Origin of the sequence: Clostridium sp. chh4-2 (assembly GCF_002899675.1) — a bacterium.
In the GTDB taxonomy this organism is placed as follows: Bacteria; Bacillota; Clostridia; order Lachnospirales; family Lachnospiraceae; genus CHH4-2.
On the sequence record NZ_PKUU01000006.1, the window covers coordinates 185,110 to 211,115 of the forward strand.

The following is a 26,006-nucleotide window of genomic DNA, read 5'->3' on the forward strand; positions in this document are numbered from 1 at the left end:
TACTTATTTTTGTATAATGTTTCTTTCCACTTCCTGAACAAAATGTATCTCCATCCTTTCAGCCGCTTCTTTATCCAACGCAATAACAGAAAAATATACCTTTATTTTAGGCTCTGTACCAGAAGGGCGTATTATAATGGAGGAGTAGTCTTCCAAAATAAATTTAAGAACATTCGATTTAGGCAAATCAATCGTATTATTCACTCCCGATAAGCAGTCATATTCTAACGATTCTTTATAATCATTAATCTTAACCACTTTTTTATCTGCAAATACCGATGGCATAGATCCACGCAGCTTGTCCATAATTTTCTGCATCATTTCATTGCCCGCAGCGCCTTCAAATTCATAGCAGTGCTGGGTATTCAGACAATACCCATACTTCTGATACAATTGTTTCAATACATCCAAAAGGCTCATGCCTCGGGCTTTATAATATGCACACATTTCGCATATCATCAGCGAAGCATTCACACCATCTTTATCCCGGACATATCCTCCCGTCAAATACCCGTAGCTCTCTTCAAATCCCAGAATAAAACGGCCAGTTTCCCCCTTTTTCTCTAACAGGCCAATCTGTTCCCCAATAAACTTAAATCCGGTCAATACGTTAACTGTCTCAACACCATAATCCCGGGCGATTCGGTCAGCCATATCGATAGAAACAATACTCTTCATGAGAATTGGCTTCTCCGGCATATTGCCTGATTCTATCCGTCTCTCGCAAATGTACACAAGAAGAAGCATACCAACTTCATTTCCGCTCAGCAATGTATAGCCGTCTTCCGCTTTTACAGCAATTCCAACCCTGTCACAGTCCGGATCAGTCGCCAACAAAAGATCACTGTCCAAACGTTTGGCATCGCGCAGTCCTAATTCCAATGCTTCTCTTACTTCAGGATTTGGATAAGGGCAGGTAGGAAACTGGCCATCCGGTTCCCTCTGCTCCTCTACTACTGAAATATTATTAAATCCATTTTTCTTTAAGCAGCTGGTTACACACTTCAGGCCGGATCCATTCAACGGAGTATATACGATGGATAGTTCTCTGTCAATTGAATCATCTTTACAGAGAGATTGTGAAGATACAGCCGTAAGATAGGCAGTTACCACTTCTTCCTCAATGTCAGCAATATGTCCTTCCCTCGCAGCTTTTTCCCAAGAAATTGTCTTTACACCCAAAAACTGATCAACCTTTTCTATTTCTAAATAGATATCTTTCGCTGCTTTTGTAGTAATTTGGCAGCCGTCGGCGCCGTAAACCTTGTATCCATTATATTTTGACGGATTATGGCTTGCTGTAATTACAATTCCGCCATCACATTTTAAATACCGTATGGCAAAAGATAAAGCTGGTGTTGGCATTAATTCTGTAAAAATATTCACATGAATCCCATTTGCCGCAAATACCCTTGCTGCAGTCTTTGCAAATACGTCCGATTTGATCCGGCTGTCATATGCGATTGCTACAGAAGGATTCTCGCAGCAGCCATTCAGATAATTGCAGTAGCCCTGAGTCGCTCTTGCAACAGTATAGACATTCATCCGATTGGTTCCTACACCGATGACCCCACGCAGCCCTCCTGTTCCAAACTTTAATTCGCGGTAAAAGCGGTCATTGACCGCTTCATCGTCATTTGAAATTGCAATAAGCTCTGCTGTGAGTTCATCGTCTCCGCATATATTTTTCTGCCATTGCTCGTATCTTTCCCTTACTTCTTCCGTCATTTTCTCCCATACTCCTCATTCCTGCATAAATAAGTATTAGCCAAAAAAATGGCTGACGATAATTAATCACCGTCATACTTTCGGCCAGAAGCGCCACATAAACCGGCCAGTATATAAAATTCATTTTTCTAAGATTTTTGTACACCCACACGCTAAGCATTGCAAATGGAATCAATCCATAAGAAAACCATACGCTAAATATGGTGCAGTGAATCTCGCTTTTCCATACCACTGCTAGAGGGAACCGATGAAAACCTCCTTCTCCCGCTCCATATAAAAGATATTGGGGATAATACAACAATTTCTCTCCTCCGCGGTCAATAATTACCTGACGAATTCCTCCATCTGATAATAAGGCCAGTTTCTCCTGTATTCTGGTAATCAGATTATAATTCTCTTCTTGAATAACAAACCCCTTTTCCGGCCAGATCATAACTAATGCTATAATCCCCAACGATACCACACTTACGGAAACTATTAAAATCAGTTTTCCGGATATTTTTCCATCACGGTATCGTGAATACAGACTGACACATCCTGAACCGGCCAGAAGCAAAAACCACCCTAAAAAAATACCGGTAGACTTGGTGAGTAAAATCAAACCGCCATCTATAAAAAAGAACAGCCAAAATGACTTTCTCCGATAAGTTACATCCTCTAAATATATCAGTAGAATCGTTAAAAATAAGATGTAAGCCATCTGATTGGGGTTGTTAAAGGTTCCCATATAACGGTCAGCATCCCAATATTCATAATAAATCCGCCCATATCCGGTCAGATAAACGCCTAACTGAATCAAAATATTTAATTTCAATGCCAGATTAAGCCAGTGATAAATTTTTCTTTCTTCCGCCAATTCACGGAAGCACCAGACAATCATTACACTGTAAATCCAAAAGCTTGTATTTTGAATTAAATCAAAAGAAGGATCTTTTATATAATAAAAGCAGTTGATTCCCACCACGCATGCCAAAAAAAGGTACAAAAGATAATCCTTTTTATAAAACAGTTTCCATCTTTTTCCATAGATACGCCGCGCTAAGAGACTGAAGAAACATAATCCAGCAGCCAAATCCCCAATTCCAAGACTTCCTGACGGAAATATATAAAATGGTTTTAATACTACAAATAACAAAAACAATATGATAGATATGTTCATATACTAAAATCCTTGTCCGAGAGTCTACAAATATTCATCCCTATTGCATATTTTCAAATTCTCCAATACCTTTTTAATGCTTCCGGTACTGTCTTTCGCACAAATGAGCATTGCATCCTCTGTATCAACCACAATCATATCCTTCATTCCAACTGTAGCAATCAGCTTTTTCGTGCCTTGAATAATGCAATTTTGAGTATCAACAGTAATAATATTGCCGTCTACAACATTACCGAATTCATTGGTCTTCTTAATCCGTTCTAATGCCAGCCAGGAACCCACATCATCCCACCCGAACATACCTGGCAGGATATAGATGTTCCTTGCCTTTTCCATTATTCCATAATCAATAGACTGGGCCTCCATCTTCACAAATTCCTGTTCCAAAGTAATCTCCTGGTTTTCAGTCCCAATCGCAGATTTAATTCGTGTCAAACCTGCATATGTTTCCGGCATCAATTTTTCCATATTTTTGAGAATTGATGATACCTTCCAGATAAACATGCCGCTGTTCCATAAATATTCCTCAGTAGCCAAATATTCCTTAGCCACCTCCAAACTGGGCTTTTCTACAAAACGCTCTACTTTATAAGCCCGTCCTTCCATATCGTGAGTATTAAATTTAATATATCCATACCCGGTTTCCGGATAATCCGGCATTATCCCAATCGTAACCAGGTTTTCACCCTTTTCAGCCACCTGGCACGCATCATTTAATGCGGTAAGATACATTTTATTAAATTTAATTTGGTGATCAGAAGGCAGCACCAACATCAAAGCATCTTCATATTTACTGGAGATATGCATGGCTCCCAAGCCAATACAAGGCGCAGTATTGCGTCCAACCGGTTCACAAAGAATATTCTCCTCCGGTATCTCAGGAAGCTGCTTTAAAACAAGCTTTTTATAATCCTTATTCGTTGCTATAAAAATATCCTTCATATCAACGAGTGGCGAGATACGCTCCACGGTCAGCTGGATCATCGTTTTCCCATCATCTGTAATCTCTAAAAATTGCTTCGGTAAACTTCTGCGGCTCTTGGGCCAAAAACGTTCTCCACGGCCTCCTGCCATAATAAGCGCTGTTATTTTCATATTTTAAATATCCCCCTTATCTAATAAATTATAATATACATGCAGCAAATCTGCATCTTAAAACCATCACATTGTTGACTCTATCAAATTACTTTTATATAATCAAGTAAATCATATCAAACTGGAGGAAAAATGGATATAAATTATTTATTAATTCTGCAATCATTCCGTACAATAACTCATAATCTTTTCGATAATCTTTTTTTATTCATTACTGCTTTAGGAGAGGATTTTCTTCTGATGACAATAATCGCAGGTATTTATTGGTGCATACATAAAAAAACCGCTGTCTGCCTTCTTTTTTCTTTTCACCTAAGCAATTTTGTTAACCAGATCATTAAAATAACTGCGTGTGTTTACCGCCCATGGATTCGTGACCCCCGAATCTTACCCGTGGAATCCGCAAAGCCCGGTGCAAGTGGCTACTCGTTTCCAAGCGGACATACTGCTAAAGCGGTGGCTGTGTGGGGTGGATTGGCACTTTTTAATTTTAAAGATTATAAAAAGCTTCGCTATTTTTTGATTTTTCTGTTTCTATTAGTTGGATTCTCCCGTAATTATTTAGGTGTCCACACTCCTCAGGATGTATTGGTATCGCTGCTTTTAGGTTTACCAATTCTATTGTTGGTCAGATATTTAATAACCTGGATTGACAAATCAGGTAAATACGATTTGATAATTATGATTGGAGGGATTCTCTTATCCGCTATTTTAATATTTTATGCAAAAACCAAAAATTATCCTCTTGATTACGTCGGGGATCAGATTTTGGTAAATCCAAGTCAGATGATCAACGGAGCTTTTAGAGCTGGCGGAGGCATGACAGGTTTTCTTTGCGGATTTATTCTGGATAGAAAATTAATTCATTTTGATGAAACTTCTGGTGATTGGAAAGATAAGATATTTAGATTTTTATTAGGGATGGCGGGACTTGTCTTGATGTTCAAGACAGTCCCTGGTATAACGGCATTATTTGTCAGCGGCGGGAAGTATGCATTTATTAATGGAGCTCTGATTCCTTTTTATATAACGGCTGGGTTGCCGTTTTTTGTCTCTGGAATTGCTTCACGCCTTTCAACAACTTGCGGTAAACATCCCTGCCATGATTAGTATTAATTTCCCCTTTATTCCTGTGCGCAATAGCCAATCGTGTATCCATCAGCTTCATAATAATCCATATGATATTGTTCTAAATCGTTCCAATCCCTATTCTTAAAAATAAAAATTTCCGATCTCTGCGGATTTTCCAAGCTGGACTGAGTATTATTTCTCACTGCATCGCCAGAAGCATGGGCAAAATAAAAATCGCTGACAGTTTTGCCATGATCTATCGCATAATCAACAAAAGAATAAAGCTCATCCTTTTCTAATGGATCAGCAAATACAATATGGGAAATATCATCATTATCTCCAATTCCATCCCATATATCATCCTGTAATACGCTATGGAATTCCATTTTATTCATATAACGCTGATAGCGATACATAAGTTCTTTGTGTATATCATAAAACTGTATACAAAAACAAAACAATAGGATTAATAGTTTTATATGAACCTTTGTATACTTAATATCAGCACAAACTGCCCATATAACAATTAAATATATCGTAACCCAAATCAACCGTCCTGATGAACGAAAAACACTCCATAGATTCCAAATAATTCCAGGCAACGGAAGTCTTAATAATACACTGCTACCAAATGTAATAACAGGAGATGCCGCCGCAAACAAATCTATAATTAAAATAAATGCATATGCAGCTATTTTCTTATGATTATCTATAAACAGTTCTTTCTTATTCTTAACTTTTATGACTATAGATGCGAATGTTATTAAACACAGCAGCATAATTCCAACACCTAAGTAAGCAAATCCTTCTATCTGATAACCTGTATTCACCGGTAAATCAGGCAAAATCGAGGACCAGCCAAATGGATTAAAGAATCCGTTTAGATTATAGCTAAAATCACCCAAGCCGCCACTGGCGGCAGATGAGTTTCCTCCAAATCCTCCATAAAGATAAACCATAATTGCTGCAGATATTATAAACGCAACACACACCTTTAAACTACGTACCATCTTATGTTCAGTTAAAACATCCAATAAACAATATCCTACTAACACGATTCCGCACATCGCCAGATAATACAGATGCACACTAACCACTAATATTCCTAAGGCAGCAGCAAACACCACAGCCTTTTTCGTATTGCGGAAGTATTCTTCATAATAAACCAGCATCGTGACGGCTAATAAAATAAGCCATGTCCCCGCTAAAGACGTATGCCAATACATACGGATAATCATTACCGGGCATAAATTAATAAGCATACATCCTGCAATTAAAACTTTCTCATTTTTGGTATATTTTTTGATAATATTGATCGTCAGAATACTTTGAATGACAAAGCATAAAATTCCCCACAAACCGAAATACTGAAAATCCGCCGGAAGCAGAGGCGATAATATTTTAAAAATTACTGCAAGTAAGGGGATAGAGTCTGTAAAAATAATGGATGTATGCAAGGGATATGCCAAACGGTCTGTTAAACCGATAGGAAAAAACCATTTTCCCGCACGATATGCCTTCCATCCCAAGTAATGCTGGGATAGATCTCCGCCAACCATCAGCCAGTCAACATATTGGGGATTTAAAACCCTAATGCCAAATATACAAATAAAAATAATGATACCAATTACTGCTGAAATAAAATAAATTTTATACTTGTTCTTGAACTCCACTTTTTCTAATGTCACATTGTGTGCTTTGAAGAGTACCATTTCCACCTCCTATGTATAATGCAATGCTAATAATACATTAAATAATAATGTATTGAAGATATAACTCTTTTTCCTGTGCAACTGATTTACAGCTACTTCCATAATTCTATCCCCATCTTTTATATGTAATAAGCAATTTATGAGGATACTTAATTTCTTTAAATCTCTTTGTATTGCTCTATATTTTCTACATTTAAAAAAAACATCATAAATTATCCAATTGTAACCACTTGATACTCAATACCCTGACACATTAAAGGGCCGTTTCCGGTCACCCCATATGTTTCGTTACCTTGGTCAGCAAATATTCAAAGTAATCGTATGGTTTTAAGTGATTTGTCGTTGCAGTTTCCACTATGCTATAGATGAATGTTTCTGAGAAACAAAATTTTGAGCGTGTGAAATAATACAAATGCGATGAACTACGCCAGGTGATCTTAATATTCCGCCTATACCCTTACATAACTCATCGCTTTCCACATCAGTTCTAACCATCTTTCGATTCTCAATAATTAAACTAAACGAAAATTATGATTCAGCCACTCCCAAAACATATATAGTTCAATTACTGCCAAGCAAAGAAAAATAACCTTTTTTATCCACGCAGGAAACTTAGCTGCTAAATCAGTCAATCCAAAAACTGGTATATACGCGCCTATAACATACCTTGGCATAGACACCGTTCTGACGGAAAATGGAATCAGAATAAATATTGTTCCTACAATTGCCTCATCCCATCTTTTTTCCTTTAAAAGATAGAGACATTCAATCAATCCTACTCCACCAAATATTGTAAAATACAGATTTCTTAAAGGATTCTCTCCTTTTAAAGTTATAATTACATCTCTAAACCATCCACCGCTTTCACCCCAGGCACGCTGTATATGCGCAAAAGCAAGGGGGGCCCCATCAATTCTCCTAAAAATGCCATATAAGTAAACAACCCCAATGGAATTAATGCGGTTCCCAAAACCAATTTATAATTTTTCAGTGCATTTCCAAAATAACTTCCTATTGTTTTCCTTCCCCGAGATTCTGCAAAATCCATTGTATACTTAGCTGCAATCGCAAATACAAGCATTACACCGACATTTCTGGTTGCGCTTGCCAGCGCACCTGTAATTCCCATCAGTATATATTTCTCGGATTTCATGAAATAGAAAAATGAAATAACCAGTAGAAAAAACAGGGATTCTGAATAAAATAATGAAAAATAAAAGCTATAGATTCCAAATAAATATGTCACTATGAATAAAACTGCCTTTTCCCGGCCTCCCCTGGTTTTTTTAATATAATTTCCTGCCACAGCAAGACCTATAGCAAAAAAGATTGAATTAACAACACTGGCAGCCATATTAAGACTGATATGAAGCCATCTTGAAACATAGCGTATAATCATTAGCATCAGTGGAAAAAAGGCCCAGTTAGCCGCATCACCGCTTTCATGCCGATCGGGCACCAGGGCATAACCGTTTTCCGCAAGATTTCTATACCATCCTGCGTCCCAAACATTTATTTGATCAAAAAAATTAACATCTACACTGTTCACATTTTTCCAAATACAAAATACCACGTACATTAACACCCGGGATATGAGCAGTCCTGCCAGAATAAAAAAAGGAGCCCCCCATTTTGAATTCAGATATTGATTAATCTTTGTTTTCATCAATTCGCACTTCCTTTACCAACATTCCAACCGGCCGGCTGCTTGTACAAGTAATTGACAGTTTTAGCCGCCCCTCTGATACCATATTTCGACCAACTATCATCTCTATTCTTTCTCCGTCAAAAGCCTTGGTTATTATTTCCTGCCATATATCCTGTCCGTTAGCTTTAATAACTATGTCTGTATCGCCTGCTGGTTTAGAGCAAACTAATTCCACTTTAAGATTCTTATCCGGCAGCTGATCGAAATACATGGTTGCCTCGCCATTCTGAGTCCAACGACCTCCTGCTTCTATCGCTCCCCAACCGCTCTCACAGCGCTTCTGTTCCTGATCCATCAAGATAATGTCCCCTAAAGCATAATTAAACCCATCTATTCCCGGCCATATATTAATTTCTTTATCAATATAATATAATTGATAAGCCCAATTAACATCCGGAGTCCTGGCTCCCCACAATACCAGTAAATAAAATATGATCAATGCAGCGCTCACCACATAACAAATCCATGAAATCATTTTATGGAGCGTCTTATTCGTCTTTATCATCATTTAAAAACTCCTTAACAATAAATCTGGGACGCGCTTTTGTCTCTAAGTAAATCTTACCAATATATTCTCCCACAATGCCAACTGATAAAATTAACAAACCGCCAATCCCCCAGACAGATACCATCAAACTGGCCCATCCCGGCGTCGTAGTGCCTCTAAAAAATCCCACAACGCTCCAGATCAGCATGAGAATGCTGATAGAGAAAACGGCAATTCCCAATGCTGTAATCATACGTATCGGTTTCGTACTAAGGGATGTAATGCCTTCGAAGGCAAATGCCAGCATTTTTTTAAAAGGATATTTACTCTCACCTGCAAACCGTTCGCTCCGTTCATAATAAACAATCCCAGTTCGGTAACCAATCATAGGCACAATACCACGGAGGAATAAATTCACCTCTTTAAACTCCGCTAAACCCTCAAGCGCTCTTTGACTCATCAGGCGATAGTCTGCATGATTATAAACCGTATTGGCACCAAGGATATCCATAAATTTGTAGAATCCTTCAGCGGTCATCCTCTTAAACCAAGTATCAGTAGCCCGCTTGCTGCGAACCCCATAGACTATGTCACATCCTGATAAATATTGCTCGATCATCTCATCCATAGCATTAATGTCATCCTGCAGATCCGCATCCATAGAGATACTGACATCACAAACATCCTTTACCGTCATCAAGCCTGCCAAAAGTGCATTCTGATGCCCCCGGTTTCGGCTGAGATTGATTCCACTGAACAACGAGTCATCGCTATGCAACTTTTCAATTATCTCCCATGTTTGATCCTTTGAACCATCATTCACAAATACTACATGGCTTTTTTTAGAAATTTTTCCTGCGTCTATCAGCGTTGTCATCTTGGACTTCAGACGCTTTGCGGTCTCATAGAGCACAGCTTCTTCGTTGTAACATGGAACTACTACATAAAGTTTTTTCATCTCATCACCCTTGTGCCTTTAATGCATATTTTTTCACATTACTTTTATGGTCTTTTTCACATATTACTATTCCATCAAATCCATTAACTCGACTATTCTTCTGATAAATACACCCGTTCCTTCCCATACCATATTGCTATCGTTTCATTTTTCCAATCATGTTCATCCGGCTGTATATCATTATAATAATATAGTAAACGCGGCCGTGCATAATATGGCTTTAATGTTACTATTTTTTCATCACTTTCCAGCAAAGCTTTTCTTTCAGCTGTTTCTCTTTTATATTCCTGAAGTTCTCCTGTGTAAAATGTGTATACTGCTGACACACTTGTAAGATTATTAAAATCTTTAGGACACATAAGCATAATACCAATACTTACAATTATAAAACAAAAATAATAACATATATCTTTATACGTAAATAGGACCGTTCTTTCTCCGTTCGGCAGCTTTGGCTTTAACCAGCCAAGAATATAAATAACATTTACCAAAATCAAAAAAACAAATAAAACATATCTAATATTTTGAACTCGTCCTGCTGCCTCTATATTCTGCCCTAGTCCTCCTGTAGAGTATAATGTAGGTGTAAAACTAGACGCAAATAAACAAAAAGAAAAAGCTATCATTAACAATGGGAATCGGCAATATTTTTCAATCCCATTTTTTCTTTTTATTGTTCTCCACAAAAAAGGAATTAAGAACATAAAGGCTAGTATTAGATATAAATCCAGCCATTCATTTATAAATTCAATTCCATATCTAAAAGAATAGTATATTGACTGTATTACCCCTTTCCGCGCTCCCAAAAAAGTAGCTGCCCGGACTGCATTCCCTGGCGCTATTATACTAATGCCAAAACTAACCACAAGAGTAATGAATGATGGATACAATAATCGTTTCGTTTTAATTTGCATAAATGAGGCAGCTATTATAATTGCCAGCGTTATTTCCACCGCCAGCAAACTTCCAACATAATTACTTCCTCCAACCAAAGCAGCAAGTAAGATTGTAACGAAGACTCGCTTTATGTTACCATGTTTTTTTCTGTTTTCTGTGTATAACAATTTGAGATAAATACTAACTAAAAATAAAAAAAGTGAAAAGAAACCCAAATAATATAATGAACCATTATACCAGTAAAATGCTTGAACCGGATCTGGCATTAACTGAATTATTAAAAATAGGATTACACAACAAGTTATCAGCCAAATACTTCTGACGCTGGATAAATAATCAACTAAAATTACTTTTAGAAAGTACAATACACTGCTACATAAAAGTAATAATAATATATAGGTAGTGATTTTATAAAACTCTTCTCCAAAAATTCCTGGCTGAATTGCCATAAAAAATATTCCTGAAAATGTCCCCTGCCAATATAAATAACTGCTTTTTACCTGTTCAACTGCAGCAAGCAAAACTTGCCATAAAGAATGTGTTTGATTCCACGCAGTATAAGCTAAAAGTCCATATGAATAATCATCTGCCCAGCTGTGATTATACTGCGCTAAAATTAAAAGAGGAATTATGCTTATTACAAATAATAAGCACAATACCCCCGCTGTATATTTAAATATATTTTTTCTTTCCACTTCATTTCTCCCTATCTTTTCGTTATTATCCCGCCTATCTCTCCATAGCTTTTTTAATTTGTGTCGAACTGGTGCTCTTGGTATAAGGAAAAAATTGGATATCTGAGCCCACCTGATTTAAACGCTTCTTATCAATTATCCAAGATTCATTATTGACATAATCATCACCTGAAAACAGACAATCAAATTTATACAATTCCCAGGCAGCCATTTTATCTATACTATCCAATGTCACAGGAACCGCCTTATCCACAAACTTTATAGCTCCCATGATCTCTAAACGCTCTTCAAATGGAATATATGGCGGATTTCCCTTAAAGTGCAGAACTAAATCATCCGTTAAAACACCAACAATTAAATAATTACATTTTTCTTTTGCTTTTCTAACTAAATTTAAATGTCCTATATGGAATAAATCGAATACGCCAGCTATATAACCAATATCATAATCCTTCATATCAATTCACTTCTCCTATTCTTGATGTACTATCTAACATTCTATCATATTGCTGCTCAGTTTACAATTGATTAGCACCTAGGGATATCCAATACTTTTTTTATAAATACTATTTACCCTGATTGTCCTAACAAATAAAAATAAAGCAAATACCAGCCTGACTCCCATAATAGAAAAATAGACCTAATTTACCATTCATTCAGTATTATTTTATAAAATAAATAAACATTCATTTGTTTAGAATATTCTCTTATACCAGTATTCGCTACTCTTTGATGTTAGTAAGTCTTACAAACATGAAAACAATAGTGCCATACAGGCCCCCACATTAACCAATATAATACAATATATCGAAATAAAGTCTAGATTTTCTTTTTCAAACTGAGGACAGCCGTCCATCGTAAATGCCATATAAAGAGGAAATAGCAACGGTAGAAAATATCGGCCCTGAAGTCCTACCATTGTAGTATTATATATAGGAGTCCATTGCATATACAAACTAGTATTGGACTTCTTTACCAAAAGGCACGCGTAAATGACTATAAATGGCTGAACAACGTTTACAGAAAGCCAAGCCAATGTACTACCAAGCATAGTCTGTATTAACCACCATGCAATGTTTATATAGGTTCTGCATAACACATGATAATACGTCAATGGATATTTCAGGATATGCAAAATTTGCAGAGTTCCGTCAACACCTTTTTTAAATGAACTTGTTGCAAATCTTCAGCCATATCAGCTTTGTCCTCCAATACTTCTGCCTCAAGCACTGGGCCAAAAGAATCTGGTTATGTATTATCTCTATCTACCATAATGTAACAGTCCACATCAATCTCACGAAACATTGAACGTACCACATTTCCTTTACCTTGTTTATATTCATGACGAACAATTGCATCTGCTGTTTTAGCAATCTCAGCTGTACCATCTGAAGAATTATTATCATATACACAGATTTCGGCATGAGGTGTTTCGTCAGCCATCAGGAAGTGTCTTTTTAACAGTTCCCGATGAAAGTAATCATATATATATATATACAGTTTTCAGATTATTGAACGCATTGATTCGACCAAAGATCTCTCAATGAGGGAAGTATATGGTCTGGATCCGACACAATCTAAGTAACAAAAACAGGTGGATCCGTTAGTCCAGACAGTAGGAACACGGCGGCCGGAATACTCAGCATTCAATCGTCCCCCCGGAATAAAGGTACAATCTCACAAGAATAAACAATTTGCATCTTATACATATATCTATTCTTTTTTATTTTGTTTTAAATACATATCAATCAAACACAAACGGAATTCAAATTCCTGACGCTCCTTTTCTGATATCGTTGTTAAAATCATCCCTGAAAAAAATGAAATAATAGCTGCCAAATCTGTAAATCCACAAACAATTAATGTGGGGAAATTTGGAACAAGTCCTGTTTTCAAGTAACCAATAAAAATAGGTATAAACATAATTGTCGATAGTGCAACTAAAATCATTGAAAAAAATGCAAAAAAACCAAATGGCCTATAATTTTTATATAATCGAACAATTGTTTTCAAAACTTTTATACCATCAGAATATGTGTTAAGTTTTGATACACTCCCTTCTGGACGATCCCGGTAATCAATAATAACATTTTTTACCATCATATTTTTATCAACCGCATGGATTGTCATTTCCGTCTCTATTTCAAATCCCTTAGACAGTACTGGAAAACTTTTAACAAATTGATAACTAAACGCACGATAACCAGTCATAATATCTTGAATATTACTTTTAAATAGTCGGTTTATTGACATTCTCACTATATTATTTCCAAAGTTATGAAACATTCTCTTATTTTCTTCAAAATAGGTTGAAGACAAACGATCACCCACAACCATATCTATTTTATTCTTCATAACTAATTCAGCCATATAGCCCCCATATTCTGCTGGATATGTATCATCACCATCAACCATAATATAACATTCTGCATCGATCTCTCGAAACATTCTTCGAATTACATTTCCCTTGCCTTGTTTGAACTCATGACCTATAACAGCTCCTGACTTCTTAGCGAACTCGACCGTCCTATCTGTCGAATTATTATCATAAACATAGATAACCGCATCAGGAAGTACTTTCTTCCAATCAGTAACAACTTTTTCAATCGTTTTCTCCTCATTGTAGCAAGGCACTAAGATGGCTATTTTATCCATAACTTTCTCCTTCATCTCAAAATCTTTTCTATATAAATAAACTGTGGATATTCTTTCATAAAGAAAACCTCTTTAAAATCCTTGTTATTTTTGAATATGTATCACTCAATCTATAATATATCCATAATTAAATATTACTTTTCCTTACAAAAATAGGTATATTTAAATACACAGGCAGCATGTATAAATTAACAGCTGCATAACGCGGCCAATATACCATGGGGGTCGCAACTAATAAAGTTAATAATACTCCTAAACTAGGAATTAAAACCAAAGTATATCTTCCGCATTTCTCTTTCAAGCAAAATGAAAAAACAAATATTATTACCCATGTACACAATCCTATACTTATCATAGGTGAGACTAAAGGCATATAATTTGATATATCTATTCCGCTTTCTTTCAATAAATTTCGAGGATATATTCCACAATTGTCCATTCTATATATCCCTTCTAGATCTCCTGTAGCAATATTTCCACTATAATAATTTAACTCCCAAAAGCTCAACGACCAATATCCATATGTATTCATACACCATGAATCAAAATAAATCTTGGGGTTCTTAAACATTAGAGATAGCCAGGTACTTATAAACTCATTTTTACTATTATCTAAGAATTCTCTATCAAATTCTCTATCAAATTTAATTTTATCAACAAATCCAGGGCAATATAATTCTTTATATTTCTCTAGTGGTAAAAGACTGTTTAAAAATTTTGCTTCGTCTTGGCTAATCTCTCCCTCATATACAACCGTACGTGCCATCTGTTGCAAAGGTATTCCAAAACTCTCCGTAGTTGGTTTTTCTATACCCATTTCACTATATACAGGCCCTGTTAAAAATAAAACACCTACTATTAAAATAAAATTCAACTTTAAAAAATGATTATGTGTTAAAAAATCATTCTTCAATTTCATCCTTATAATTATTATGGCACAAACTGATAAAATTAAAACATATATACCATTATTCCTTACAAGGCAAAAAATAAGTGACGCTAAAAGCACTTGCCCGACAAAACATTTACTTTTTGTCGCTCCTCCCCGGCTCATTATTAAATCAAATAATTTCAAGCTATAAAACATAATAGTTGCTGAAAAAATAGGATCTTTCCACATACTAATAGCAAGCTGCGGGAAACAATTTACAAGAGAATAAAACATCATCGTAAACATACATATCCACTGGGATACCCCTTTATTACGCATCCAACAAATAGAATAACTAAGTATTGTACTAATATATGCCATTTGTATTAATGTATATATCGCACAGCCTAAATTCATATCCTGGATTCTATAACCTATTGCTAAACATACCTTTATAAATAATGTATAAAATACAGGATGATGATTAGAAAATGGATTTAATCCTAAAGCCTGATAAATAGACTTTAACGAATCTGGATAAACAATCCCGGGGTAGTAATTCAAAAAATATGGTAACCATGCGATAAATATAAAAATTGATATTATACAAAGTTGAAATACGCTCCTTGTCCCGCATCTGTTCACATCTATATTTCTACTGTCTATATAACTTGTCAGAGCATTGTGGAACTTAATGCTAATAATTACAATCATATGAAGCAATATAATAAATGCAATTATATCTCCTCCACCATAGTTAGTTAAATATGATATTGAAATATTCCCCAACAAATTCCCAAAATCAACTTTTATATGATAGCAAATAATAAGTGAAGATGCCAATAGCAGTGCAAAAATGGCATACCAGAACGTTCTTTTTTCTTTATGAATATCTCTACATTTCTCGAGTAAAATGTAAAAAACAATTGCTATAATAAACCAAATTAAAGGCATAGGTTTTATTCTCAAATATTTCATAAAAATATAACCAGATACCAAACAATAACCTATTTTTAATAACTTAAATCCTGAACTTCGCATTATCATTTTCCTTATTAAATTTTTTATAGCAACAAACTACATATAGTGTATATGTATTCCAAACATTTTTAAACCACCAATCTTATCACAACGTAATATTCACCTTTTTAGTATATTGCAGTACACGTCTTTTTAACTTATACCAGAAGCAAATTCTTTAATTGATAATTCACAAAGCTAACACTTATTCTATTCTTGAAGCTTTTCGACACAAAGGTTAAACGTCTACATTAGAATAATTGCTAACAGTATTCCGCACTCTGTATGCAATTTGCGTTATCTTTCAATTACTGTATCCGATATTATAACCCATTCGCTGATTTTTATAATGACACATACTTTGTATTGAATTTCGTAAAGTTTTCCACATTACATTGAATTTTTCATTACCTTTAGCATCATTCTGGACGAATTATATGGAAATAATTTCGATATCTGTCAAGATTTTTATGTCTACTAGCATCGTGGTACACACTATATTCCTACTGCCCCTAGCATTTTCTTTACAGTTTTAGCATTAATAAACATGCGGTCACAAATTCAACAGTTATCTAGCCAGCATACTAGATAACTTCATTCTTTTGTATATTGTTATCTAAATCATTTTCTTCCAAAAAGGAAATATATTCTTTACGTACTTCTCCATAATATTTTGAGAATTCATTATAATCACATTTTTCTATTAATTGCTCAATATTATTGATATTTTTCATTTCGCTAATATTGATATGTGGCAAATGAAATAACTTTACCAATTCTTTAGTTCTAGTATCATGAGTTACCCATAAGGCAGGTATTCCACATCTAAATGCTGCCACATTTCCATGGAATCGGCTCCCAAAAGCAAAATCATACTTATTATCCTTTAAATATCCATACCAGTCATCCATACTAAAAAACATGTTGGCATTTGTATGAATAAAATTTTGTAACGTATTTATATCAATTTGCATTCCAGGAAATGAACGAATAATATTACCCTGTACTAACTTTGTATTGTTAAACAACGTCAATGCAAATTCACCCATTGTTTGCATAATCCAATGTAAATTATATTTTATACCAAGTTCTAAAATAAGATACTGTAACGCAGCTTCTGATGTCACATTAAAAACAGTATTAATTCCCTTTATCTCTTTATTTATAATATTTTCAAAACCGCTCTCACAAAAGTATAAAGAAGGGCAGCCTATAATTCTAAAGTTATGAATATTTAGTTTTTCCAAACACTCTGCTGTAAATGCTCCTCTTACCCCTATTGAGACTGCCTGATCTGCTATTTTTCTTAAAGCATTCCTTCTACTCTCTGGTAGTGCATTAACCAATTTTTTAGGAGTATTTAAATCGCTAGTAGACTGTGCCCCTAGACCTACTAGTGTTACTGGAAAAGGAACTTTTTCTATAGCTTTTGACTGATCTTCCAATGCAGTGTCCATTATACTAATTGAATTAGAAGATGGAATCACCCCTGATTTTATTTTATTTAAATCTCCTTCAAGACCAAACCATGTATCTAATGGATTGGTCAACTGATGTTTAAGGGCATCTACATATACTAAATTGCCAGTATTCCAACCAACATAACTTAACTTATCCTTTAATCTTTTGTCTTCATTGCCTCTTATCCAACCTACAGGATTGTATAATGCTGTTCTCATTTTCACTCTCACTTCTTAATATTCAAATTTGTTATCCAAAAAATTCTCATTTAAAAAAGCAATATATTCATTCCGTAAGTAATCGTAGTTCTTATAGAATTGGGTATAATCACATTTTTCAACTAGTTCGCCTAAAAATCTAACCTTAGGAATAGCTTCAATTGGCATATATGGTAGACCAAATAAATCCACTAACTCTTGAGTTCGGCTATCATGAGTAATCCATAAAGTGGGTATTCCTGATCTTAAAGCTGCCACATTTCCATGGAATCGACTTCCATATGAAAAGTCAAATTTCTCTTTATTTAGGTAATCATACCATTGTTCCATATCAAAAAAAATTTTAGCATTCTTCTTTATAAAACTTTCTAGACTATTTGTCGATATTTTTAACCCAGGAAATAGGTATTCTATATCCGATTCAGAAATCTTTTTATTTTCAAGCAGCGTTCTCGCTAATTCGCCCATTTGCTGCATAATCCAATATGAATTATTTTTTATACCCAATTCGACAATACAATTTTGAAATTTACCTTTATGTGTAACATTGAATACGGTTTTTCTGATATTTTCAGGTGTATTTACCTTTTTAATTTTTTTTTTACAAAAGTACAGTGATGGACAGCCAATAACTCTATAATTATGAATACCCAATTTTTCTAAGCATTCTGCTGTAAAATATCCCCGTACTCCAATCGAAACTGTTTGTTGCGCAATTAATCTTATGGCATCAACACATGAACTTGGTAATTCTTTCACCAATCTCGAAGGTGTATTAAATTCCGGAGTTGCCTGTGCCCCTAATCCAACTAAAGTAACTGGATAACTGCATTCTTTTATACACTGAGCTTGTGACTCCAATGTATTTCCTTTAATATTCAAAGCATTTGATGAAGGTATAACACCAGCCCTTATTTCCTCTTTATTTTCCTCTAAACCGAACCACGTATCTGACGCATTATCCAACTGATCAATTAATGCATTAGCATATACTAAATTCCCTGTATTATTTCCTACGTCTCTATATTTCGTGTCAATACTATCAGAGTTATTTCTCTTTATCCATCCTACAGGATTGTATATAGCAATTTTCATCTACACATCTCCTCTAATCTTCCTATAGCGTAAAGTTACCTGCATTTATATTATATTCTTAAATTGCAAACCACCAATTAAATCTGATAGTAATTACTGAGTTTGGATTCTGTATTCAAAAATTCATCCTTTACTACTAAATTTTCAAAAACATCTATCTTCAAATTAGTATACCATGCCCCGAGCATACGCCATGCTTCAAAATTAGTCTCATCTAAATTAGGTGTATACCCCCATTTTAAAGTATCTTTGCAATAATCAATCACTCCTCTTTGCATTTCTATAGAAAATTCAATTTCTTTCTTACTACGACTCTCCTGGTTGAAAATTGGAGTTCCCTCTCTATCAAATTCTCGCACAGCCGATTCTGGAGATGTAAATAAACATTCCATGAATAATGATGTCATTTCAAATTCTATATCTTTTGGGTAAAAAGCTTTAATATCCAAACTTCTCCGTTCACTGTCCATACTTAAGAATCTATAAAAATAATACCCTTTAAATCTACATGCCAATAATTTTTCTAACGCCAACTGACAAGTTCCAGATGCTGCAAAATCAAAAAAAGCTATTTTATCTCCCAATCTATTACTTATTTTAAATTTTTTAACATATCTAAGATAATTTTCTCTTAACCGTTCTGCTTTCTCTAAAATTAGAGAGCTATGAGCATAAAAATAATGCCAAATGTTTTCATAATCTTTTTCTGCATACGGTAAAATTTCTTCATCTGATAGTAAAAAACGGTTTTTCAATAATTCGCAGCTATCGCCACCATAGTATAAGCAAGCTTTGGATTGAATATCTGAAAAAGAATACAAATCTATCATTGTAGCTATAATACGTGATGTATAAAAATACACAACCTTAGGGCTTTGTTCAATATTACTTTTTGTCATAAATATATCATATAACTGCTTTATTAAATATCCATCACGCGAAGAAAGCAACACATAGTCAATATTATCAGTAGACAATTCTTTAATAAACCACACCATAAACCGATATACCAAATCTCCACACATTGTATATCCCAACTCGTATGCTGATGATATTGTACCTTTTCCACTTGCTTTGTATAAACTAAATGGTGAATTAAATATTTTCGAGGCAAACCTTCCTAAAGTAAAACTTCCATAAAAAGATTTTGATTTATAACTACAATTTGCATAGCGTGATAATTCAAACAATTCATTTATACTATAAAGCTTACAGACATCTATCACGCCATAAAGTTCACTTGAGAATTCATTGTTTTTGGAACTCAGTAAATAAAGGCTTGAAAATCCTTTACAAATTTCAGCATAAAATTTACAGATATCTAACTTACTAGAACTTCCTCTTTTGTCCTTGCAAATAAGTTCTACATCCGCCCCGATTCCATTCTGTTTCAATAACTTTACAACATATGTTTTTGTTAGAGATGGCTCTCCTAGCAAATAGACCTTCTTTCTTTTTTCTATAGCATACTTTAAAAGATTAACGCAATCATCTCTAACTCCCCATCTATTCTCTTCATAATACATCTCCGTTAATAGCAAATTTCTTTTTTGCTCATTTGTCAATCCTAATTTAATTTGAATATAATCATAAAGTTTTTCAATGTCTTCCTCAACATAATCACTAGTTATAATCTTACTCCTTAGTTCTATAAAAGATTGTTTTAAATCTACACTCAAATCAGAACTTTCTCGTATTAAATCATAAAACCCGGCATTATTAAAATCGAGGTCATAAAACAATACATGGAAAATATCAAAAGCAATGTACTGATGACGGTCGATCTCTTGCTTTACAAGAATTTCATTTAAATTAAAATATGGATGTTGATTTACACATTTCTTTTTTTCTATCAAAGATAACCGTTCTCCAAATAAACTATATAATTCTATTTTATATTCTAAGCAAGTACCTATTAATCTCTCATGTATTAATGTAATATTATCTAAAGGAGCTATAATAATTATAGCAGACGGACATAACTTAACCGCAGCTTCCAATGATATAATAGGATATTTTACAATTGTTCCTTCCAAATAGTAATTAGTTACAACACCTAATATTTTATAATTTCCCAGCTGTTCAATAATCGGGAAGAATTCTGCATCAATTCCATTCATATAAAGAATTATATTTTTGTCTTTATATTTATCAAAACATCTGTGGAAATTTTCAATTATTTCATCCATTTCAATCATAGCAATTCCTCTTTATCTCATTCTATTAGTTTACCATAGATTTCACCATATTCTCTTGTTATAACAGATATGTCAAATTTTTTTGCAGCAGAACTTGTCCTTTCGCAGAGAATTTTATAGTAATCCTCATCTTCTGCAACTTTTAAAATAATCTCCGCAATTTTCTTATAATCTACATATCCATCTACCAATTCAATTAATTCTCCTGCTAAATTTCCCCTCTCATCTGTCAATTGATTTTTAATTTCTGCAATATTAGTTGCTATAACCGGTTTTCCACACATCAAACTATCAATAATTACCAATGGATAACTTTCTCCCTTAAAATATGTAGGTAACACCCCCATATCAGACATACAGAAATAATCTCTAGTGTTATTAACCCTACCTAAAACATGAATTTTAGGATTACCTCTTTCTTTCAATTTTTCATACATTTCTCCTGCTCCAAGTAATATTAAATGAATAGGCCTTGAGGTAAAAAGCTGTGCATATTCAACGGCTTCAACAGCTTCTTTCCATCCCTTCTCCGGTAATGCACGACTTACCAGGCATAGTACAAAGGCTTCACTTTCAATTCCAAAATCCTCCCTGTCCATTTTAGATAAAGAGGTCCTTGGTAATCCATTAGGCAGTTTAATAAAATAATCTTTACAAGCAGCTAATATTCCTGCTTGCTCAAATGGAATAAGGTTTTTATCCGCGATATAAATGTATTTTTTGCATGTTCTCTTTATTTTTTCAATACTTTTTCTACAGTTTTCTTTTGATATCGCCTCATACATCCCATGCAATGTTATTACTTGCTTACAATCTATTTTGGGGTTATAATATAAACAATCAGAAACCGTACAATCAACAGAGGCATGATGGGAGTGTATGATCTCACCTCCATATATTTTTATTAAATCAGCTAACTGTTCCATATGTTTTATTCTGACTAAAGGCACGCCTATGTCTAACATTTTTCTGATTTGTTCATCAAATCCTTCCATATTGAAATCAAAAATGGTAACGGTCCATCCTTGATTTTTTAGTTCGTTAGCCAGATATAAGGGATATGTTTCACCACCTCCTAATCCAAATGAAAATTCACACATTAAAATATTAGGCTTTCTTTTAGAAAGTTCATTTTTTATTTCATCCAACCTATAATAACTATCTACCATCTCAACATCAAATCCATTATTATCACGATAATGTTGTTTTAAAATTTCTCTCTCCTTCTCAAAAATTTTCAAATCAACTTTATAATTTCGACAAATAAACTTGCTTACCTCTTCCTGTTCTCTATAATAATCAAAATTTTTTTGAACTATTTTAGATGTACTTTTTACATGTACTCGATAATAATTTGTTGTTTCTGGAGTATAACTTATACAGCCTCCCCTTATTAAACTCAAATAAAAGATCCAATCTCCGCATAATTTTAATTTTTCCCATAATTCCACTACTGAATCAGAAATTTTACCTATATTTCTAAAAACAGCACTACTTGCATTAGGCACTATATTTTTTAATGAAAATGCATTTGCAACAATTTCGTTTGCTGTCGCTACAAAAGGCGTATTCCAGTCATAATTTGGCAAATCATGTAAATATTCCTCTAATGTCCATATTACCTTACCCTCACTAACAAATTCACTTTTTGCGAATGCTAGCATGACTGATTCCTGACGAAATTTATCAACCATAACTTCAAGAAAATTTGTATCACAGTAGTCATCACTCTCAGCTATCCATATCAGGTTTCCTTTAGCAAGTTTTAATCCCTTGTTCCACTGTAAAAATACATGCCCAGAATTTTTATTATTAAAAACAGTTCTTGTCCTTTTAGGATATTTTCTTGCAAATTCTTCTAAAATATTTCTACTTTTATCAGTTGAACAATCATCTAATAAAATTACTTCAAATTTGGAATAGGTCTGTTGATATATAGACTCCAACCGTTCTCGTAAATATTTTTCATGGTTATAATTTGGTACAATTATACTTACAAGTGGTTGCCAATTTTCGGTTTCAATTAATATTTCTTCTGGAATAATTCCACTGTTATGGTATTCTTTTCTATATATTTCAACTAACTCCCCATATGTAATAATCTTACTTTCAGATATATTTAAATCTAGTAATTGCTTTTTCATTGCACCTTCATAAATGCTCATCAATACAATATAATCAACTTCTAATTTCGATACTATATCTGGTTTTAATATTGGAATACCCTCAAGCATGCTTCCTTGCTTGTCTTGATCATTATCCAGAAAAGCTACTATATCGTACCGTTGAAAACAAACACTATCTTTTCTATTATCGTAATATTTTCCTGTACCAAAAATAACAATTTTTTTTCGCGTCAAATTTTCATTTAATATTTCGTACTGCAAAAATGTTAATATTTTTTCTTTAGCTATTCCTTCCTCCTGTAGTTGTATTCGCATTTCATCTGCAAATATACTCATTAAAACTATATAATCAAATTCTATTTTTTTAACAGCTTGTGGCGGAATAATTGTAGCGCCTTCAAATAGAACCCCCTGTTTTTTAGGATCATTATCTAAGAAGGCAACAACCTGACTGTCTTTCAATACATTAGCTTCTTTTCTATTATTGTAATAAGCACCCGTACCAAAAATGACAATTTTTAACTTTTTCATCTTATTAGCTTATATGGGCATTATAAAACACCATACGTTTCCTTTCTTTATTTATACCTGCAGAGATGCCATACGTTTAATTATACGCAGTAGCATATCATATTACTATATTCATTCTAAATAACTTCAACAGCATAAACACTCAATTTATAGTGTGAAGTATGATTAAACATATAAATTTTCTTTAATTTTTATTAATATATTTAAGCCATTCTTTATTTCCATAAATCTTTCATGCTACTAACCTTTTCTCCAAACAATCTTGAGCAAACAATCTCTATTTCTTTATGGTTGTCACACTGCATTTCTTTTGCTTGATAAACTATCTTTTTTAAAATCTCATAAAACCTTTGTAATTCGGCTTCTGTGTTACAACGACCACTATTTTCTTCCAAAATTTTTGTTAATAATAATACATCATTATCGTTCAATCTAAAACCGCTTTTACTCAATGAATATTCTTGTAATTCCGCATATTTTTGACGTCTTTTATCAGGCACTACTTTTAAAACCCTACTAGTTTCATTATCTATATGCTTTCGAATTTTCAGAAAAAGCTCATCAATATTTGACATTTTAACGATTTTAGAACAATCTATCCAAAACCTAAAATCCTCTATTCCGTATAACCCATCAACATATCGCAAATGGAATTCATCGATTAATCGCCTTCTAAACATAACCTCACTATTAGCATAAATATTTCTAAACAGCAACAAAGCTTTCAAATACAAAGGATTATAAAATACCATATTTGATGGTTTGATTAAAATACCATCCTCGGTTATCATCTGATATCTTCCACCAACTACATCAATATCCGGATTTCTATTTAAAAAATCTACCTGAATTTTAAATCGATCTGGCATAGCAATATCATCATCATCCATTAATGCAATAAATTTTCCACGGCAAACCTCTAGCCCTTTGTTACGCGTATGGGAAATTCCTAAATTAGTTTCATTATGTATAACAACTATTCTATCATCTTTATAACCATTAACCTTTTTCATAGTTGAATCAGTTGGACAATCATCTATAATTATTAATTCAAAATCACCATATGTTTGATTTAATATTGATTCAATCGCCTCTTCGACATAGTTTTCAGCATTATATATAGGCATGATAACACTTATTACTGGTTTTTCCCTCATACATCATCCACCTTTAATGTTCCTCTTGCATTCTCTTTTCAATCCACTCACCATACGTTTTACGCCAATCACTATTTTCTTTTTCCTTATCATTTAGCCAAGAACCTGCATAATGATGAATGGAATAGGTATTTAAAGTAACCTCTCTTGTTAGAGTATACCAATTGATACCATTCAAGTATTCACATGGCAACACACTGATATCCTTTAATTCCTGAAAGGTTCCATCTGTTTTCAAACCTATCTCTTGTAAACTTTCTGTCTGATAATAGGGGCTAGGTGTTAAATTCACCTCGCCATTAGCATCACAAAACTCCAAATCATTATATTTTTCTAACATCTTCCGAATTGCTTTATTTTCCTTCACTGCGCCAAATCCTTGGCCTAAATTAACTTGCACAAAATTTTGGAATCCGACAAAACCATTAAATTGCAATAAATCATCCAACGGTTTTAAAATCTCAACATCTGTATCTAAATAAAGGCCACCGTAAGTATTTACGATGTCCAATCGAGCATAATCAGGAACAAATCCCCAAAACTTTTTCTGATAAGCTTGAAGCATATATTTATTTTTTCTAATATCATAGTTTTTTTCATTCCAACAAATAATCTCATAATCAGGGCAATATTTTTTCCAACTTTCAATGCAAAACAATTCCTTAGCAGACATCCGCCCCTCTCCAAACCAACAATAATGTATTATTTTAGGGATTTTTTGTACACCTTCTTTTAATGGAAAAATATCTATACTCTTCTCAGGCAGATTAAGCTTATTTGCTTCTAAATACGGCAAAATATAACAGTCTATGCCATTCAAATTATCCATTTGATCTAACTGTTCAATTATTTCCCCATAATATAACGAACTAATTAAAATAATATCGTCCTTCTCTATTATTCCCAACATATCTTCTACAGACAAAACAAAAAATTCTTTTCTATTAAGCAAATACTTTTTTTTCTGCTTTTCTTTGTTATTATCAACAAATTGTGTTATTACTTCTTCTATTCGCCAATCTTTATTTCTTTCACAAAACTTTTGTATATAACCACCTGCACCAAATGTGTATACTTTTAACCCGCTTGCGCGATGAAAGAATTCTTTTATCGCACAATTTTTTAAATTAACCATGCTACCTCCAAAAGAAATTTTTTAATAAA

General features: G+C 33.8%; 18 protein-coding genes and 1 pseudogene. 1 reads left to right on the forward strand and 18 read right to left on the reverse strand.

Annotated features, from left to right (window positions below):
• Positions 1-3: 3 nt before the first annotated feature.
• The 3 genes from C0033_RS08495 to C0033_RS08505 form a co-directional block, all read right to left on the reverse strand.
• Positions 4-1,728 (reverse strand): phospho-sugar mutase, encoded by a 1,725-nt coding sequence (locus tag C0033_RS08495; protein ID WP_103227422.1) that lies wholly within the window; start codon positions 1,726-1,728, stop codon positions 4-6.
• On the reverse strand, positions 1,667-2,713 hold the full coding sequence (locus C0033_RS08500; RefSeq protein WP_180994635.1) for a hypothetical protein: 1,047 nt from the start codon (positions 2,711-2,713) through the stop codon (positions 1,667-1,669). Before C0033_RS08500 ends, C0033_RS08495 begins: the two co-directional genes overlap by 62 nt.
• A gap of 198 nt (positions 2,714-2,911) precedes the next feature.
• A complete protein-coding gene (locus C0033_RS08505; protein WP_103227423.1) occupies positions 2,912-3,982 on the reverse strand; it encodes a mannose-1-phosphate guanylyltransferase in 1,071 nt (356 codons plus the stop codon).
• A 132-nt stretch (positions 3,983-4,114) separates the two neighbouring features.
• On the opposite strand from C0033_RS08505, the gene C0033_RS08510 reads away from it, so the two are divergent.
• Positions 4,115-5,092 (forward strand): phosphatase PAP2 family protein, encoded by a 978-nt coding sequence (locus tag C0033_RS08510; protein WP_103227424.1) that lies wholly within the window; start codon positions 4,115-4,117, stop codon positions 5,090-5,092.
• 14 nt (positions 5,093-5,106) lie between these two features.
• Here the strand turns inward: C0033_RS08510 and C0033_RS08515 are convergent, their stop codons facing one another.
• The 15 genes and pseudogenes from C0033_RS08515 to C0033_RS08585 all read right to left on the reverse strand — a co-directional run bounded on the left by C0033_RS08515 (position 5,107) and on the right by C0033_RS08585 (position 25,977).
• Entirely contained in the window at positions 5,107-6,765 is a 1,659-nt protein-coding gene (locus C0033_RS08515) for a DUF6311 domain-containing protein (protein ID WP_103227425.1), read from the reverse strand.
• 838 nt (positions 6,766-7,603) lie between these two features.
• Positions 7,604-8,431: a hypothetical protein gene (locus C0033_RS08520; RefSeq protein ID WP_242984451.1), complete on the reverse strand. Its 828-nt coding sequence runs from the start codon at positions 8,429-8,431 to the stop codon at positions 7,604-7,606.
• Positions 8,415-8,981, reverse strand: coding sequence for a hypothetical protein (locus tag C0033_RS08525; RefSeq protein ID WP_103227426.1), 567 nt, complete (start codon positions 8,979-8,981; stop codon positions 8,415-8,417). The genes C0033_RS08520 and C0033_RS08525 overlap by 17 nt, the downstream gene beginning before the upstream one ends.
• Positions 8,962-9,918, reverse strand: a complete 957-nt coding sequence (locus C0033_RS08530) for a glycosyltransferase family 2 protein (RefSeq protein WP_103227427.1) — start codon at positions 9,916-9,918, stop codon at positions 8,962-8,964. Before C0033_RS08530 ends, C0033_RS08525 begins: the two co-directional genes overlap by 20 nt.
• Before the next feature lie 92 nt (positions 9,919-10,010).
• Positions 10,011-11,510 (reverse strand): DUF6056 family protein, encoded by a 1,500-nt coding sequence (locus C0033_RS08535; protein WP_103227428.1) that lies wholly within the window; start codon positions 11,508-11,510, stop codon positions 10,011-10,013.
• A gap of 34 nt (positions 11,511-11,544) precedes the next feature.
• A complete protein-coding gene (locus tag C0033_RS08540; protein ID WP_103227429.1) occupies positions 11,545-11,967 on the reverse strand; it encodes an adenylyltransferase/cytidyltransferase family protein in 423 nt (140 codons plus the stop codon).
• A gap of 794 nt (positions 11,968-12,761) precedes the next feature.
• Positions 12,762-12,938 (reverse strand): annotated as a pseudogene (locus C0033_RS08545) (glycosyltransferase); the annotation flags it as partial.
• A 285-nt stretch (positions 12,939-13,223) separates the two neighbouring features.
• On the reverse strand, positions 13,224-14,165 hold the full coding sequence (locus tag C0033_RS08550; protein ID WP_103227431.1) for a glycosyltransferase family 2 protein: 942 nt from the start codon (positions 14,163-14,165) through the stop codon (positions 13,224-13,226).
• Between the two features lie 127 nt (positions 14,166-14,292).
• Positions 14,293-16,077, reverse strand: coding sequence for a DUF6020 family protein (locus C0033_RS08555; protein ID WP_103227432.1), 1,785 nt, complete (start codon positions 16,075-16,077; stop codon positions 14,293-14,295).
• Positions 16,078-16,640: 563 nt separating this feature from the next.
• Positions 16,641-17,735 (reverse strand): polysaccharide pyruvyl transferase family protein, encoded by a 1,095-nt coding sequence (locus tag C0033_RS08560; RefSeq protein ID WP_103227433.1) that lies wholly within the window; start codon positions 17,733-17,735, stop codon positions 16,641-16,643.
• A 15-nt stretch (positions 17,736-17,750) separates the two neighbouring features.
• Positions 17,751-18,830: a polysaccharide pyruvyl transferase family protein gene (locus C0033_RS08565; RefSeq protein ID WP_103227434.1), complete on the reverse strand. Its 1,080-nt coding sequence runs from the start codon at positions 18,828-18,830 to the stop codon at positions 17,751-17,753.
• Positions 18,831-18,907: 77 nt separating this feature from the next.
• Complete coding sequence (locus C0033_RS08570; RefSeq protein WP_103227435.1) at positions 18,908-21,028, reverse strand: hypothetical protein; 2,121 nt, start codon at positions 21,026-21,028, stop codon at positions 18,908-18,910.
• A gap of 17 nt (positions 21,029-21,045) precedes the next feature.
• Complete coding sequence (locus C0033_RS08575; protein ID WP_103227436.1) at positions 21,046-23,685, reverse strand: glycosyltransferase; 2,640 nt, start codon at positions 23,683-23,685, stop codon at positions 21,046-21,048.
• Positions 23,686-23,900: 215 nt separating this feature from the next.
• Positions 23,901-24,842 (reverse strand): glycosyltransferase family A protein, encoded by a 942-nt coding sequence (locus tag C0033_RS08580; protein WP_103227437.1) that lies wholly within the window; start codon positions 24,840-24,842, stop codon positions 23,901-23,903.
• A 13-nt stretch (positions 24,843-24,855) separates the two neighbouring features.
• Positions 24,856-25,977 (reverse strand): glycosyltransferase, encoded by a 1,122-nt coding sequence (locus C0033_RS08585; protein WP_103227438.1) that lies wholly within the window; start codon positions 25,975-25,977, stop codon positions 24,856-24,858.
• Positions 25,978-26,006 lie beyond the last annotated feature (29 nt).

Bases quoted from the DNA above. Each gene is read 5' to 3' on its own strand.
- C0033_RS08495 (WP_103227422.1), bottom strand. From the start codon at position 1,728: ATGACGGAAGAAGTAAGGGAAAGATACGAGCAATGGCAGAAAAATATA.
- C0033_RS08505 (WP_103227423.1), bottom strand. From the start codon at position 3,982: ATGAAAATAACAGCGCTTATTATGGCAGGAGGCCGTGGAGAACGTTTT.
- C0033_RS08510 (WP_103227424.1), top strand. From the start codon at position 4,115: ATGGATATAAATTATTTATTAATTCTGCAATCATTCCGTACAATAACT.
- C0033_RS08515 (WP_103227425.1), bottom strand. From the start codon at position 6,765: ATGGTACTCTTCAAAGCACACAATGTGACATTAGAAAAAGTGGAGTTC.
- C0033_RS08520 (WP_242984451.1), bottom strand. From the start codon at position 8,431: ATGAAAACAAAGATTAATCAATATCTGAATTCAAAATGGGGGGCTCCT.
- C0033_RS08525 (WP_103227426.1), bottom strand. From the start codon at position 8,981: ATGATGATAAAGACGAATAAGACGCTCCATAAAATGATTTCATGGATT.
- C0033_RS08530 (WP_103227427.1), bottom strand. From the start codon at position 9,918: ATGAAAAAACTTTATGTAGTAGTTCCATGTTACAACGAAGAAGCTGTG.
- C0033_RS08540 (WP_103227429.1), bottom strand. From the start codon at position 11,967: ATGAAGGATTATGATATTGGTTATATAGCTGGCGTATTCGATTTATTC.
- C0033_RS08550 (WP_103227431.1), bottom strand. From the start codon at position 14,165: ATGGATAAAATAGCCATCTTAGTGCCTTGCTACAATGAGGAGAAAACG.
- C0033_RS08555 (WP_103227432.1), bottom strand. From the start codon at position 16,077: ATGCGAAGTTCAGGATTTAAGTTATTAAAAATAGGTTATTGTTTGGTA.
- C0033_RS08560 (WP_103227433.1), bottom strand. From the start codon at position 17,735: ATGAGAACAGCATTATACAATCCTGTAGGTTGGATAAGAGGCAATGAA.
- C0033_RS08565 (WP_103227434.1), bottom strand. From the start codon at position 18,830: ATGAAAATTGCTATATACAATCCTGTAGGATGGATAAAGAGAAATAAC.
- C0033_RS08570 (WP_103227435.1), bottom strand. From the start codon at position 21,028: ATGATTGAAATGGATGAAATAATTGAAAATTTCCACAGATGTTTTGAT.
- C0033_RS08575 (WP_103227436.1), bottom strand. From the start codon at position 23,685: ATGAAAAAGTTAAAAATTGTCATTTTTGGTACGGGTGCTTATTACAAT.
- C0033_RS08580 (WP_103227437.1), bottom strand. From the start codon at position 24,842: ATGAGGGAAAAACCAGTAATAAGTGTTATCATGCCTATATATAATGCT.
- C0033_RS08585 (WP_103227438.1), bottom strand. From the start codon at position 25,977: ATGGTTAATTTAAAAAATTGTGCGATAAAAGAATTCTTTCATCGCGCA.